Source organism: Allokutzneria sp. NRRL B-24872 (assembly GCF_002155965.1).
GTDB lineage: Bacteria > Actinomycetota > Actinomycetes > Mycobacteriales > Pseudonocardiaceae > Allokutzneria.
This window is the reverse complement of the sequence record NZ_MUMH01000117.1, coordinates 1-13,448: the sequence shown is the minus strand read 5'-3', so window position 1 is coordinate 13,448 and position 13,448 is coordinate 1. Positions and strand designations below refer to the sequence as shown.

Below are 13,448 nucleotides of genomic sequence, written 5' to 3'. Positions count from 1 at the left end.
TTTTACGAGACATCCCTTAGGTAGGCGCCGACCGGGACCCCTCCCAGCACTGCCGACTTACCGTCCGGGTATGCGCTGGCTGGCTGTGTCGATGGTCGTGACAAGTGGAGTGCTCGTTGGGTGCTCGGTCCCCGGCGAGGCGGTGGACGTACCCGCTCCACCGGCGGTGCGAGCCGTGGTCGTGTGGTCGAACACCTTGTGCACCAAGGCGAAGTCGGTCGACGCGCTGCGCGGTAAGCCCGATGACGCGACGCGGGCCGAGAGCTACCTGGATCGGATCTCGGACTCGGTGGACGACCTGGTCGCTGACCTCAAGGACATCGAGCCGACGCGGATCGCCAGCGCGGACGGTTACACATCCGAGCTGGTCAAGGCGTTGGAGTCGGTCCACAAACGCCTGCCCGCGCCCAACGATCCGACGCTGCGAGGGCTGCCCGACGCGCAGAAGCTGGCCAAGGCGCAGCAGGCCGCCGCGATGTTCGCCGAGATCGCGCCGCAGGTGCCACGGCTGGCGGCCGTCGCTGGCGGGACGCCGGAACTGGACACCGCCTACGACCTCGCCCCGGGGTGCGATCCGGTCGGCCCGGCGGCTCCTGCCAGGCAGTCCGTGGTCTGGGCGGATGCCATGTGCGTGACGGCGAAGGCCGTGCAGGGGCTGCCGGCGGCCGTTCCGGAGGTCTCGGCGGACCTTCGCGGGGGCGCTGAGCTGGGGATGTTCATCAGCCAGGGCGAGTCCCAGGTGAAGCAGCTCAGTGAGAGCGTCGGCAAGCTCCAGCCGACCGGGGTCAAGGCGGCGGATGAGTACCGCTCGCGGATGCAGGCGGCGTTGAAGGACGCTGCGGGCAAGCTGCCGCGTGAGACTGGCATGAGGGATTTCTTCGCCGTGCCCGACGACGCGCGCAAGGCCCAGGCCCGGCAGGTCGTCGACGCGTACGGGCTGGCGCGCCCCACCGCCGCTGGCCTGGACATCGCGGTGCGCACGGACGCGTCGCTCAGCGTTGCCTACGACCTCGCGCCCCGGTGCGTCCCGGCTGGAACACCCGAGCTGCCAGCTGCTCGAAACGGCTCTGACCTGGGCTCTTGTGGTAGCGGCAAGTGCCAGGTCCAGGTGACGGGCCGCGCGGAGATCACCATCGACGGGCGCCTCTTCGTGGTGACCGTGGACAGCAGGGGAGTGTCGGTGGCCAGCGGCACCGGTGTGTCGCGGGGCGGCTCCGTGTCGTTCGGCCAGGCGGGTGGCAAGACCGTGCGGTTCCGAGTTCTGGGCTCGAACGCGACCTCAGCAGTTCTCAGCATCACTTCCACCTAGTTTCGTTACGTGTGTGGTGACGTAACGAAAACCAAACGGAAGGCTGACCGGTTCGGGCGTGACCGCCGATAATGTTCCCTTATCGGCGGTCACGACCTGCGGTGATCCGACCTCGTCTTTTCGTGTTGTGTTGCGTGTGTTGACGAAACGAAACACGGTATGTGGGCTAAGTTTCCTGTGTGACGACCGCAGAGCCCGCTCAGCGCCCCGCCGGGGAGTGCAACTACCCGGGCTGCACCCGCCCGGCCTTCCGAGGAGGCGGCCCCGGCCGTCCGTCGGAGTACTGCGACCTGCCAGAACACACCCGCTGGAGGGCCTGGAAGGAGCGTCAGCGCCTGCAACAGCAGGATGCGGACACCCCGGCCACATCCGTCACGGTGACGAAAAACCAGGGGCCGGTGACCGCCGCGAAGGCCCGCGCCGACGAGCTGCTGGTGGAGTTCCGGACGCTGGCCAAGCGGCTCGGCGAGAACCTGAACTCGGCGGTGGCCGAGCTGTCCACACTGGCCGACCCGAGCGCAGCCGAAGCCCAGGTCCAGGCCGCGCAGGCCGAGGCTGCCCGCCGCATCGCCGAAGCGGAGGCCGCCACGGTCGCCGCGCAGCAGCGCGCTCGCCAGGCGGAGAAGGACAAGCTCCTCGCCGATGAGGCCGCCGAGGACGCGGGCACCGAAGCGGAGCGGTTCGAACGCGAGGCCACAGAAGCGCTCGCCGCCCGGGAGCACGCGGTCACCGAGCTGGACGTGGTGCGCAGGAAGGCCGACGAGGATGTCCTGGCCGCGCGCAATGAGGCTGAGGTCGCCATCGAAGGCGTTCGTCGCGAGGCCGCCGCGACCGTGGAACAAGCTCGGGCGGACGCCGTCAACCAGGCAGAACAGGCACGAAGGCTCGCCTCGAAGGAGGTCGAGCAGATCCGCGCCGTCGCGGCGGAACAGATCAAGGAGGCTCGCGCCGAGCAGGAGGAGATCCGTCAGCGGGCCGAGCGCGCCGAACGCGTGGCGGAGCGCTCCGAACAGGTCGCCGCCGACGCCCGCGCTGAGCTGGAGCGTGCCCGGGCTGAGCTGCAACAACAGCGCGAGGAGAACGCCGAAGCCCGCCGTCAGGCCGCCGCCGACGTCGCTGCGGAACGCACCCGTGCCAGCGCGGCGATCGAGGATGCCCGCAAGGCCGCGACCGAGCGGATCACCGCGCTCGACGAGGCCCGTGCCCAGACCCTCGCCCGGGCTGAGCGCGCCGAACAGCAGCTCGACGGGTTGATGGCCGAATTCCAGCGCCTCCAGGAGAAATCCGGCAAATGACCTGATGCTTCACCCCTCTTTCGCGGATCAGGAGATGCCTGCTGTAACGAGTCGATCGTCTAGCCCGACCTGTCCAGCACGCGTGTGCGGTTGAGGGACTGAGAGGCAGGGCGCATGTTCGGACGGAAGAAAGCTGCTATCGCCCAGTTGCAGCAGGAGAACGCACTGTTGCGCCAAGAGATGCAGCGCTTGGGGGCGATGGACGTCTTCCAGGTCCAGCAGGAGCGGGCCGCGGTGACGCAGCAGGTCCAAGAGCAGCGCGCTCGTTTTGAGAGCGAGCGCGCTGCACTGGCCGCTCAACAGGCCGTTCAGCAGAAACAGTTCGACGCGCTCTCGGCTGCGATCGTGCAGACCAACGACGCTCTACTGCTCCAAGAAGTTGGCGTTTACGCCTACCGTCACGTCCTCGCAGATGCCGAGGCGTACAAGCGGGAACTTGAGGACATCAAGCAGCGGATGACGTCAATGGTGAAGCAGAAGACCGCCGTGCGCGGATCGGAGAGCTTCCACTACAACAATTCCCTTGCAAAAGGGAGAAAGTTCGTCGGTGACCTCTCGAAGCTGATGCTGCGCGCCTACAACGCCGAGGCGGAGAACTGCGTCCGTATTCTGCGCGCCGGTAACCTCGCCTCAGCGATCAAGCGGCTAGAAACCTCCGTGCGAATCATCGAGAAGCTCGGAGTGATGGCGGCGATCCAGATCTCTCCTGGATACCACGCTCTGCGTATTCGCGAGCTGGAGCTGACAGCGGACTACCTCGCCAAGAAACAGGAGGAGAGGGAAGCTCAGCGAGAGGAACGAGCGCGACTGCGGGAAGAGCAAAAAGCCATGGAGGACTACCGGCGCGAGCAGGCGCGGCTGCTCAAGGAGAAGACCCACTACCAGAATGCGATTGCGGCGCTGCGGGCCAAGGGGGACCTCCGGGGACTTGCCGAACTCGAGGTGAAGCTGGCGGAGATCGAGGCAGCACTGCGCGGGGTCGAGGAGCGTCAGGCCAATATCCGGGCGGGATACGTGTACGTCATCAGCAACCTGGGCGCGTTCGGTGACCAGGTCGTCAAGATCGGGATGACTCGGCGCCTGGAGCCGATGGACCGCGTCCGGGAGTTGGGGGACGCCTCAGTGCCGTTCCGGTTCGACGTGCACGCGTTGTTCTTCTCTCAAGACGCGGTCAGCCTAGAGAACGAACTGCACCGCAAGCTGGCCGACCGGCGGCTGAACAAGGTCAATCTGCGACGGGAGTTCTTCCGGACGACCCCGGCAGAGGTCAAGGCACTGTTGCACCAGTTGGCGGGAAACCTGCTCGACTACACCGACGAAGCAGAGGCGCCAGAGTACCGCCAGAGCATCGCCAAGACTGGCCCGGCCCAGCACCTGCCGTCGTCAGCTGCCTCAGCGTGATGTGACGAGATAATGCATCCATCCCGTTGTGCGAATGGGGGTTTTGTGGCTCATCCGAGGGGTCCGTATGGTCGGATTCATGGAATGGAGCTTTCTTTCGGCCGAAGAGCTTTCAACCGCTTTGCGTTCCGGTGAGGTGTCCTCGGTGGAATTGACCGAGGAAGCGATCGCTCGCATCGAGCGGGATGACAAGGCGATCAACTCGATCTGCGTGCCGGACTTCGACCGCGCGCGGGCCGCTGCTCGCAGTGCCGACCAGGCACGCGCTCGCGGGGAGGACCGGCCGCTGCTCGGGCTTCCGGTGACGGTCAAAGAGTCCTACAACATGGCTGGGCTGCCGACGACCTGGGGCGCGCCGCAACACCGGGACTTCGTGCCCGCCGAGGACGCGGTGCAGGTGTCGCGGCTCAACGCCGCGGGCGCGGTGGTGCTCGGCAAGACCAATGTTCCTGTTGGGCTGCAAGACATCCAGAGCTTCAACGAGATCTACGGAACCACCAACAACCCGTGGGACCACGGTCGCACGGCCGGTGGCTCCTCCGGTGGGTCGGCGGCGGCGCTGGCGTCCGGATTCGGCGCGCTGTCGATCGGCTCCGACATCGGCGGCTCGCTGCGCACTCCCGCGCACTTCTGCGGCGTGTACGCCCACAAGCCGACGGTCGGGCTGGTGGCCACTCGCGGCATGGTGCCTCCGTCGGTGCCGGTCTTGCCGGTCGAGCTCGACCTCGCGGTTGCCGGACCGATGGCGCGGACCGCCCGCGACTTGACGCTGCTGCTCGACGTGATGGCCGGACCGGACCCGTTGACGTTCGGGGTGGCGCACACGGTGACGTTGCCGCCCGCGCGCCATGAGCGGCTCCGCGACTTCCGGGTCCTGGTGCTCGATGAGCATCCGATCATCCCGACCAGCGCCGCTGTGCGGGCGAGCGTGAACCGGGTGGCCGACGTGCTTGCCGATGGCGGCGCCCACGTCGAACGGCACAGTCCCTTATTGCCTGACCTGACCGAAGCCGCTGCGGTCTACACGCACCTGCACTTCTCGGGCGCCGTCGCCAGCTATCCCGCCGAAGCCTACGAAGAGCTGGTGCGCCTGGCCGCGGGGCTCAGCGCGGACGATCAGAGCTTGGACGCAGCGCGGATGCGCGCCGCGTCGTCGAGCCACCGTGACTGGGTCATGGCGAACAACCGCCGCGAACTCCACCGTCACGGCTGGCGGCAGCTCTTCGCCGAGTTCGACGTCGTGCTCTGCCCGATCACGCCGACTCCGGCGTTCCCGCACGATCACAACGACGATGTGTTCGGGCGCCGGATCGACATCGACGGCGTCGAGTACCCGTACTTCGACCAGCTCGTGTGGGCCGGGGTGGCGACCATGCCCGGCCTGCCCGCCACCGCCGTCCCCACGGGCCTGACACCCGAGGGACTGCCGGTGGGAGTGCAGCTCATCGGTCCGATGTTCGAGGACCGCACCCCGCTGCGGTTGGCCGAACTGCTGGAGCAGAAGATCGGCGGTTTCCAAGCGCCGCAGTAGCGGAGTCCTCCGGGCAGACTGCTGTCTGCCTCCGGTGAACACCACACCTCGCGGCCGCAACCGTCATTACCGTGTGGTGGCATGGCGACGGTCACCACCCGCACGGTCGAGTACACGGCTGACAACCTGACGATGATCGGGCATCTCGCGCTCCCAGCCGGTGCCGCGCGCCGGCCGGGAGTCCTGATCGGGCCCGAGGGGATGGGGCTCAGCGATGTCGAACGCCGTAGGGCCGATGCGCTGGCCGAGCTGGGGTACGTGGCGCTGGCCTTCGACCTCCACGGCGGACGTTACTTGGAAGATCCAGAGGAGATGGTGGCCCGGTGCCTGCCCTTGCTCGCAGACCCCGACCGGATGCGAGGAATCGGCCACGCGGCGCTCGATGTACTGCGTGCCGAACCGCGGGTCGACCCCGACCGGATCGCGGCTATCGGCTACGGCACCGGGGGCGCGGTCGCTCTTGAGCTTGGTCGCGCCGGGGTCGACCTGCGTGCGATCGGGACGGTCAACGGGCTGATCACGGGCCGGGCGGGCGAGGCGGAACGCATTCGTTGCCCGGTGTGGGCCGGGGTCGGTTCGGAAGATCCGATCATGCCGCCCGCGCAACGGCTCGCGTTCGCCGAGGAGATGCAGGCCGCGGGTGTCGACTGGCGCTTGGTGGTCTACGGAGGAGCCCTCCACGCCTTCCACCACCCTCCGGTCGACCACGCCGCGCCTGCCGGAGTCGGCTACCACCCACAGCATGCGCGGCGGGCTTGGCACGACATCGTCGATCTACTCGCCGAGTGCGTGCCAGCCTCAGATTGAGGACAGGATCTGACCGCAACGGGTGTCAGAGTGCTCCTGTGACCGTGATGACCAGCCGCGCGCTGAACCGCGCCTCGCTCGCCCGACAGCTGCTCCTGGACCGCGCCGACGTTCCGGTGCTCGACGCGGTCGCCCACCTCGGCGGCCTCCAGGCGCAGGAGCCTCAGGAGCCGTTCATCGGGCTGTGGTCGCGGCTGCGCGACTTCGACCCGGCGGCGCTTGACGAGCTGCTGATCGGGCGGCAGGTGGTGCGGACCCACCTGATGCGCCGCACCGTGCACCTCGTGACCTCGGCAGATGTCCTGGCCTGGCGTTCGCGCCACGACGCGATGCTGAAGCAGAAGGTGCTCGGGGTCTACCGCCGCGAGCTCGACGGGGTTGATCTCGCCGAACTCGCGGCGGCCGGGCGCGCGGTGCTGGCCGACGGGCAGGCGCGCTCGATGAGCGACCTCGCGCGGGCGGTGGAGGACCGCTGGCCGGAGCCGGGCGTGCGCGCGCTCGGGGAGATGCTGATCGCGGCCCTCATCCCGACCGCGCAGACGCCGCCGCGCGGGTTGTGGCGGACGAAGGGCGGCGTGCGCAACATCCCGCTCGCTTCCTGGCTCGGCCGCGAGGTCGACGCCCCCGCCCCCGAGGGCACCGATCCGGTCGGCGCGGAGTTGGTGCGCCGCTACCTCGCCGCGTACGGGCCCGCCACCACGGCTGACCTGCGTGCTTGGAGTGGCGTGGCCGGGCTGCCCGCAGCGGTGAAGGCGGTCCGGGAGGAGCTGGTGAGCTTCCGCGACGAGCGTGGCCGCGAGCTGCTGGACCTGCCCGACGCGCCGCGTCCCGACGAGGACACCCCGGCTCCGGTGCGGTTCCTCCCGGCCTTCGACAACGCGCTGCTGGGCTACGACGACCGCACGCGCATCGTCGATGACGCTCACCGCAACCTCTCGATCGCTGGTGAGCGCGTGGTGCTGGTCGACGGCCGGGTGTCGGCGACGTGGACCGTCGACGAGGACGAGGTGATCGTTTTCCCGCTGCGTGACCTCACCCGCGCGGAGCGCACCGATGTGGTCGACGAAGGCCGCGAGCTCGCGTCGTTCATGTCTGACAAGGCGAGCACGAGCGCGCGCATCGCTGGCTAGGATTTCTGTTCGTGGACACGCGCCTGTGGGTTGAGCGGAGCCTTCCGCCTGGAGATCGCATCCGCTCGACCACGGCGCTGCGCGGTGGCTGGACCTCGCGCATGTCGCGCCTGGAGGTCGAGGGCCAGGGCGGCCCGTATTCGTTGGTGCTGCGGTCTTTCGTGAAGGAGTTCTACGTCCAGCACGCGCTCGGGCTGCTCACCCGCGAAGCCGATGTGCTGCGTTTGCTCGCTGGCACCGGGATTCCGGTTGCGCGGCTGCTCGACGTGGACGCCGCTGCCGAGCACTGCGAGCACCCGTCGTTGCTGATGTCGTTGCTGCCAGGGCAGATCCGGCTCGACGAGGACGATGTGGATCGCAAGATCACGCTCCTCGTCGAGCAGCTGCTCGCCATCCACCGGCTCGATGTTCCCGAGGCGTCTCGGCCCCGTGCCTACCAGGCGTGGACCGGCCCGGATCGCGTTCGGGTGCCGGAGAACACCGCGCGGCCGGAGTTGTGGCGGCGCGCGGTGGAGCTGATCCGGCGTGAGCCGCCCGCGTTCCGGCCGTGCTTCCTGCACCGCGACTTCCACCCCGGCAATGTGCTCTTCACCGGGCAGGGCGCTGACCTGGCGATCTCCGGGGTCGTGGACTGGGTGGAGACCTCGTGGGGCCCGGCGGACCTGGACGTGGCGCACTGCTCCACGGCGATCGCGCTGCTGCACGGGGTGCCCGCCGGAATGCGCGTCGCTGAGGAGTACCGCGCCGCTGGCGGGGTGCTCAGCGCCGAGGAGGATCACCGGTACTGGCGGTTGCTGGACGCGCTGGCCTTCGCCCCGGACGCGGAGAAGGTGGCGGTGCCGTGGCGCGAGGTCGGGCGCGTGGACCTGACTCCTGCCGTGCTCGCCGAGCGTTTGGAGGACTACCTGGACTCGATCCTCGCCTGCTCGATCAGCTCCTCGTAGTACGCGGGATCGGCGTCGGTGAGGGTGACCGGCCGGGCCTCGCCGACGAAGGCACGCACCCGGTCGGCGACCTCCTCCGCCTTGGCCTGGTCCGCGTGGATGCCGAGCACCACGTCGCCGTCGTGGGCGGCCAGGCTCCACGGCACCTCGCACGGCCCGTCGTGCTCCTCGACCGGGCACAGCAGGCGAGCGACCGCCTCGGTGTCGTCGAGTCCTCCGGGAAAGCGGATCTCGTAGATCATGAGTCCAAAGTAGTGTCGAGAACCGCGCACCGGGTCCCTCCCCGGGGCATGACGACCAAGCGAATGGACCACGTCGGTGTCGTTGTCACCGATCTGAAGGCCGCGACCGAGTTCTTCGTGGCGCTGGGCATGGAGCTGCTGGGCGAGGGACCCGCGTCCGGCCAGTGGGTGGACGACATCGCCGGGCTGCCCGGCATCAACATCGACATCGCGTTCCTGCGAACCCCTGACGGTCACGGCCAGCTGGAGCTGACGAGCTTCCGCAGCCCCGCCGCTGTCACTGGCGGATCGAACGCGCCGAACGCGGTGGGCCTGCGGCGCGTGATGTTCACCGTCGAGGACATCCACGACACCCTCGCCCGGCTCCGCCTGCACGGCGGTGTGCTGGTCGGAGAGGTCGCGCAGTACGAGGACAGTTACTTGCTCTGCTACGTGCGCGGACCTGAGGGGATCATCGTGTCGCTGTCCCAGGAACTCACACCATGAGGCAGACGGTGGCCGCCGCGCACGCGATCGCGCGCACCGTGTTCCACCGCGTCCAGTTCGGCAGGTAGTTGTTCCAGACGTGCTCGTCGCCGGGCTCGGCCGCGTCGATGGCGTTGTTCAGCGGCACGTTGACGAACATGGTCAGCAGCAGGCTCGGCCCGACGTGCAGCACCGCGGCGGCGATCACCCACGGACTGGGCGCGAGGATCGCCAGCGCGATGCTGCCGACGGGTGCGCCGAAGAAGATCAGGAAGAAGGCGGGGTTGAGGATGGCGGTGTTGATCTCGCGCATCAGCGCCATCCCCTGTGCTGCGGGGAGCCTGCGCAGACCGGGCATGACGCTGGTGGAGAACGCGAAGTACACGCCCCCGAGCAGTCCGCCGGTGAGGATGACCAGGATCTGCAGGGTGGTGATCACGTTGCCCTCCGGTGGGTCTTGACCAGCTCCTCGGCGAAGTCCTCGAACGTCGTCGGAGTGCTGCTCTCGGCTGTCCTGCCGCCGAGCGAGACGACCCGGCCCTCGTTGAACGCCCTCGTCATCGCCACGTGCTGGCTGGCGACATTCTGCGAGAACCCGATCTCGGTGAGAGCGTGCGTCATAGCCTCGTAACCGAACTGCACGTATGGCAGTTCTGCGCGCTCCAGCGCGGCGCCGAGCACGGCGGTGACCTCGCGGTAGGACAGGTCGCGCTGCCCGAGCAGTTCGCGGACGACGATCCCGCTCCAGTCCCGCGCGGCCAGCGCACCGGCCGCGACCTCGGCGATGTCGCGCGCGGCGATCATCGGGATGCTGACGTCCGGGGCGACGGAGTCCCCGTAGACGCCCTCGGCCTCGATCATGCCGAGCGCGGGGTGGAAGCTCTCGAAGAACATGCCAGGCCGCAGCAGCAGGACGTTGGCGCCGGGCAGGGCGGCCCACCGCTGCTCCTGGTCGTGCAGGCTGCTCAGGAATCCGGTTCCGGACGGCAGTTCCGCGCCGAGGGAGCTGAGCGCGACGACGTGCCGGACGTCCGCGACGCGCACGGCCTCGACGACGGCGGAGCCGATGACACCGACCTCGGCGTGGTAGTCCTGCCAGGTCACGTCGACGGGCAGCAGCGTGTAGACGGCGGCGGAGCCGCGGAAGGCCTCTGCGAGGAAGCCCGGGTCGGTGGCGTCGCCCGCAACGGTCTCGGCTCCGGCGGCCGCGAGGTCGGCGAGCTTGGTCTGGGAGCGGCCGAGTGCGCGGACGCGGTGTCCGGCGGCGAGCAGCCGCTTGGTGATCTCCGAGCCGGTGTTGCCGGTGGCTCCCATGACGGTGATGAGCTCGTTGTTCTGCATGTCATCCAGCTTGCAGGCGCCCTGGTGGATTATCTATGACCATGTGTCGCTGTTTCATGCTCGATCGTCCAGCTTGACTGGACTGTGCACACTGGTGGCATGAAGCTCGACGCCGAGTTCGACCCGCTCGCCGAGGCGCTGCACGCGCTGCGGATGACCGGGGTCTTCTACTGCCGCTCCGAGTTCACCGCGCCGTGGGGCGTCACGCTGCCGCCGGTGACGGACTGCCTGTGGTTCCACGTCGTGACGGCGGGCCGCTGCGTTCTGGAGGTCGAGGGCGCTGAGCCGCGCACGCTGCTGCCCGGCGATCTCGTGCTGGTCCCGCACGGCCGGGGCCACGTGCTGCGCGGGACGCCCGATGCGCCGGTGCCCGCGATCGAGGGGTTGGCGCACGACTACGTCAGCGACCGCTACGCGATCTTGCAGTACGGCGGCGGTGGCGCGGAGACGGTGCTGGTGTGCGGGGCGGTGCGCTTCGACCACCCCACGGCCCGCTACCTGGTGGACCTGCTGCCGAAGATCATCCACGTCGAGCCGGCGGGCGCGCCGCAGGCGGAGTGGATGCAGAGCACGCTCCGGCTGATCGCGGCGGAGGCGGCGACGCTGCGCCCCGGCGGCGAGGCGGTGATCACTCGGCTCTCGGACATCCTTGTGGTGCAAGGGGTTCGGTCCTGGCTGGAGAACGATCCGTCCGCGCGCACGGGCTGGCTGGGGGCACTGCGGGACTCCCAGATCGGCCGTGCGCTGACTCTGGTGCACCGCGAGCCGGAGCGCGAGTGGACCGTGGCCTCGCTCGCCTCAGAGCTGGCGATGTCGCGCTCGGCGTTCGCGGCGCGCTTCACCGATCTGGTCGGCGAACCGGCGATGCAGTACGTGACGCGGTGGCGGATGCTCGTGGCGCTGGACGTGCTGCGCACCGAGGGCGCTTCGGTCGCCACCCTCGCCGGGCGGTTGGGCTATCAGTCGGAGGCGGCGTTCAGCCGGGCTTTCAAGCGGATCGTCGGGGTGTCGCCGGGCTCGGTGAAGCGCGTCAGTCCCGCCCTTGCCACGTGGTGATGCAGGCTTCGTTTCCCTCGGGGTCGGAGAGCACCCAGAACGCCGGGGCTTCGCTGTCGTCGATCAACGTGCCGCCCGCGTTCTGCGCAGCCGCGATGCGTGCTTCGGCTTCGTCGTGCGGGACGGCGATGTCGAAGTGGATGCGGTTGCGCTGCGGTCGGGGCTCGTTCATCTGCTGGAACCACACCGAGGGTCCCTGGCCGAGCGGGTCGACGACGCCGTCTTCGGGGCCTGCGCCGGGCTCATCTGTGTAGGCGAGGATCGCGCGCCAGAACGGCCGCACGCGGGCGATGTCCATGGCGTCGATCGCCAGTTCCACGACCTGTTCGCAGCGGCCGGGCGCGCCCAGTTCGACGAGCGTGGCGATGTGCTTGGCCTGCTCGACGTCGGCGGCGGTGACCCAGCCGTCGGTCTGGACGGTCAGCGCGACGCGCTCGCGGCGCAGGTCCAGCGCGAGGCCGTCACCGGTGGGGGACAAGCGCTTCGCGACCTCGGCGGCTTCGGTCAGCGAGGCCACGGCGACCGAGGCGCGCAGCGAACCGAGGACGAACCGCCACCGTGTACCGGCCAATGCCGCGGAGATCTCGGTCCTGCTCAACCGGTTCGCGTTCACCGCGTCAGGCTACGCTGCGATCATGGTGGACTGGGTGCGACTTCGGCTGGACGTCGATGCTTTCGAGGACGCGGAGTTCGTGCCGTACTGGGAGAAAGCACGAGCTTCGGGCATCGAGTTCACCACCATGCGTGACACGCCTGAGCAGCGGCGCGCGCTCTACGAGCTGAACAAGACGTGCTCGGCCGACATCCCCGAGCGCGGCGAGTTCTTCAGCTACGAGGAGTACGTGGCCCGCCGCATCGAGACTCCGAGCGTCACGATGGACGGCATCGTGCTGGCCGTGCGCGACGGCGCGTGGGTGGGGATGACGCTGACCTCGTTGCACCCGGCCAAGGACACGGCCTTCACGGAGATGACGGGTGTGCTCGCGGCGGAGCGCGGACGTGGATTGTCGTTGGCGCTCAAGCTGTTGGCGATCCGATACGTGCGCGAGTCGGGCTTTCGGTGGCTGCGGACCTTCCACCACCCGCTGAACGTCTCGGCCATCAAAATGAACCGGCGCCTGGGCTTCGTCGACGACTAGGGTGCTCGCGTGACCGAGCCTGATTTCCTGCGCGACACGCGCTCCTCCTACAACACCATGGCCGCCTCCTACACCGAGACCTTCAAGTCCGGCATCGACAACCTGCCCGTCGACCGCGCCGTGCTCGCGGTCTTCGCGGAACTGGTGCGCGACACCGGGAATGTCGACGCGGTGGACGTGGGTTCGGGCCCAGGTCACGTCACGGAGTACCTGAAGTCGTTGGGGCTCAACATCTTCGGCATCGACCTGTCCTCGGAGATGGTGGCGTTGGCGCGGGGGATGCGGCCGGGCGTGCGCTTCGAGGAGGGCTCGATGACCGCGTTGGAGCTGCCCGAAGGCTCCCTCGGCGGGGTGTGCGCGTGGTATTCCACGATCCACATCCCCTCCGCGCAACTGCCCGAGGTGCTTTCCGGTTTCCGCCGCGTGCTGGCGCCTGGCGGGTGGCTCACGCTGGCGTTCCAGTCCGGCGACCACGTCCAGCACTACGACGAGGGCTTCGGCCACAAGCTGTCGCTGGACTTCTACCGGCGCGAGGCCGCACATGTCGCCGAGTTGCTGGGCGCGGCGGGTTTCGAGGTGTACACGCGGACCGAACGCGGCCCCAACCCGGACGAGCGGACCTCGCAGGCCTACCTCACCGCCCGCGCCGTCTGACCCCGCGCGCTCCACCTAGCCCCCGCGCTCCACTCAACGTCCGCCGGGCTCGCCAAATCCGTTTCGTACTCCTACCGGCTATTGGGAGCGCTCTCTTTCCCGCTAGGAGTACGAAACGGGAATCCCTAGACCAC

The 13,448-nt window shown here is 68.8% G+C and carries 15 protein-coding genes; 11 read left to right on the top strand and 4 right to left on the bottom strand.

The window, feature by feature from the left end; genetic code table 11:
* Positions 1-70 precede the first annotated feature (70 nt).
* The 7 genes from CCN37_RS27525 (at position 71) to CCN37_RS27495 (ending at position 8,417) form a co-directional block, all read left to right on the top strand.
* Positions 71-1,309, top strand: coding sequence for a hypothetical protein (locus tag CCN37_RS27525; RefSeq protein WP_143261839.1), 1,239 nt, complete (start codon positions 71-73; stop codon positions 1,307-1,309).
* 179 nt (positions 1,310-1,488) lie between these two features.
* The gene (locus CCN37_RS27520) at positions 1,489-2,604 is read left to right on the top strand and encodes a hypothetical protein (protein WP_246843348.1); all 1,116 of its coding nucleotides are present in this window, start codon (positions 1,489-1,491) and stop codon (positions 2,602-2,604) included.
* Between the two features lie 114 nt (positions 2,605-2,718).
* Complete coding sequence (locus tag CCN37_RS27515; RefSeq protein WP_086826267.1) at positions 2,719-4,005, top strand: DUF4041 domain-containing protein; 1,287 nt, start codon at positions 2,719-2,721, stop codon at positions 4,003-4,005.
* 79 nt (positions 4,006-4,084) lie between these two features.
* Positions 4,085-5,536 (top strand): amidase, encoded by a 1,452-nt coding sequence (locus CCN37_RS27510; protein WP_086826282.1) that lies wholly within the window; start codon positions 4,085-4,087, stop codon positions 5,534-5,536.
* 81 nt (positions 5,537-5,617) lie between these two features.
* On the top strand, positions 5,618-6,343 hold the full coding sequence (locus tag CCN37_RS27505) for a dienelactone hydrolase family protein (protein ID WP_086826265.1): 726 nt from the start codon (positions 5,618-5,620) through the stop codon (positions 6,341-6,343).
* 47 nt (positions 6,344-6,390) lie between these two features.
* A complete protein-coding gene (locus CCN37_RS27500) occupies positions 6,391-7,473 on the top strand; it encodes a winged helix DNA-binding domain-containing protein (protein ID WP_168200889.1) in 1,083 nt (360 codons plus the stop codon).
* An 11-nt stretch (positions 7,474-7,484) separates the two neighbouring features.
* Positions 7,485-8,417: a phosphotransferase family protein gene (locus CCN37_RS27495; protein ID WP_210408229.1), complete on the top strand. Its 933-nt coding sequence runs from the start codon at positions 7,485-7,487 to the stop codon at positions 8,415-8,417.
* Here CCN37_RS27495 and CCN37_RS40175 read toward each other — a convergent pair.
* Positions 8,375-8,659: a hypothetical protein gene (locus CCN37_RS40175; RefSeq protein WP_086826260.1), complete on the bottom strand. Its 285-nt coding sequence runs from the start codon at positions 8,657-8,659 to the stop codon at positions 8,375-8,377. The two genes, CCN37_RS27495 and CCN37_RS40175, sit on opposite strands and share 43 nt — an antisense overlap.
* 48 nt (positions 8,660-8,707) lie before the next feature.
* Here CCN37_RS40175 and CCN37_RS27485 point away from each other — a divergent pair, with 48 nt between their 5' ends.
* Complete coding sequence (locus tag CCN37_RS27485; RefSeq protein ID WP_210408228.1) at positions 8,708-9,145, top strand: VOC family protein; 438 nt, start codon at positions 8,708-8,710, stop codon at positions 9,143-9,145.
* Here the strand turns inward: CCN37_RS27485 and CCN37_RS27480 are convergent.
* Together CCN37_RS27480 and CCN37_RS27475 are read right to left on the bottom strand one after the other, a co-directional pair.
* The gene (locus tag CCN37_RS27480; RefSeq protein ID WP_086826257.1) at positions 9,135-9,563 is read right to left on the bottom strand and encodes a DUF1772 domain-containing protein; all 429 of its coding nucleotides are present in this window, start codon (positions 9,561-9,563) and stop codon (positions 9,135-9,137) included. The genes CCN37_RS27485 and CCN37_RS27480 overlap by 11 nt on opposite strands.
* Positions 9,560-10,465, bottom strand: a complete 906-nt coding sequence (locus CCN37_RS27475; protein ID WP_086826255.1) for an NAD(P)H-binding protein — start codon at positions 10,463-10,465, stop codon at positions 9,560-9,562. The genes CCN37_RS27480 and CCN37_RS27475 overlap by 4 nt, the downstream gene beginning before the upstream one ends.
* 99 nt (positions 10,466-10,564) lie before the next feature.
* Here CCN37_RS27475 and CCN37_RS27470 point away from each other — a divergent pair, with 99 nt between their 5' ends.
* Positions 10,565-11,521 carry an AraC family transcriptional regulator gene (locus tag CCN37_RS27470; protein WP_086826253.1) on the top strand — a complete coding sequence of 319 codons (957 nt, stop codon included), beginning with the start codon at positions 10,565-10,567 and terminating at the stop codon, positions 11,519-11,521.
* On the opposite strand, the gene CCN37_RS27465 is transcribed toward CCN37_RS27470, so the two are convergent.
* Positions 11,496-12,134, bottom strand: coding sequence for a VOC family protein (locus CCN37_RS27465; protein ID WP_246843347.1), 639 nt, complete (start codon positions 12,132-12,134; stop codon positions 11,496-11,498). The two genes, CCN37_RS27470 and CCN37_RS27465, sit on opposite strands and share 26 nt — an antisense overlap.
* Before the next feature lie 22 nt (positions 12,135-12,156).
* On the opposite strand from CCN37_RS27465, the gene CCN37_RS27460 reads away from it, so the two are divergent.
* Positions 12,157-12,660: a GNAT family N-acetyltransferase gene (locus CCN37_RS27460; protein WP_086826251.1), complete on the top strand. Its 504-nt coding sequence runs from the start codon at positions 12,157-12,159 to the stop codon at positions 12,658-12,660.
* A 9-nt stretch (positions 12,661-12,669) separates the two neighbouring features.
* Positions 12,670-13,314, top strand: a complete 645-nt coding sequence (locus tag CCN37_RS27455) for a class I SAM-dependent methyltransferase (protein WP_246843346.1) — start codon at positions 12,670-12,672, stop codon at positions 13,312-13,314.
* The last annotated feature ends 134 nt before the right edge of the window (positions 13,315-13,448 follow it).

Bases quoted from the DNA above. Each gene is read 5' to 3' on its own strand.
- CCN37_RS27500 (WP_168200889.1), top strand. From the start codon at position 6,391: ATGACCAGCCGCGCGCTGAACCGCGCCTCGCTCGCCCGACAGCTGCTC.
- CCN37_RS27475 (WP_086826255.1), bottom strand. From the start codon at position 10,465: ATGCAGAACAACGAGCTCATCACCGTCATGGGAGCCACCGGCAACACC.
- CCN37_RS27470 (WP_086826253.1), top strand. From the start codon at position 10,565: ATGAAGCTCGACGCCGAGTTCGACCCGCTCGCCGAGGCGCTGCACGCG.
- CCN37_RS27515 (WP_086826267.1), top strand. From the start codon at position 2,719: ATGTTCGGACGGAAGAAAGCTGCTATCGCCCAGTTGCAGCAGGAGAAC.
- CCN37_RS27460 (WP_086826251.1), top strand. From the start codon at position 12,157: ATGGTGGACTGGGTGCGACTTCGGCTGGACGTCGATGCTTTCGAGGAC.
- CCN37_RS27510 (WP_086826282.1), top strand. From the start codon at position 4,085: ATGGAATGGAGCTTTCTTTCGGCCGAAGAGCTTTCAACCGCTTTGCGT.
- CCN37_RS27505 (WP_086826265.1), top strand. From the start codon at position 5,618: ATGGCGACGGTCACCACCCGCACGGTCGAGTACACGGCTGACAACCTG.
- CCN37_RS27525 (WP_143261839.1), top strand. From the start codon at position 71: ATGCGCTGGCTGGCTGTGTCGATGGTCGTGACAAGTGGAGTGCTCGTT.
- CCN37_RS27485 (WP_210408228.1), top strand. From the start codon at position 8,708: ATGACGACCAAGCGAATGGACCACGTCGGTGTCGTTGTCACCGATCTG.
- CCN37_RS40175 (WP_086826260.1), bottom strand. From the start codon at position 8,659: ATGATCTACGAGATCCGCTTTCCCGGAGGACTCGACGACACCGAGGCG.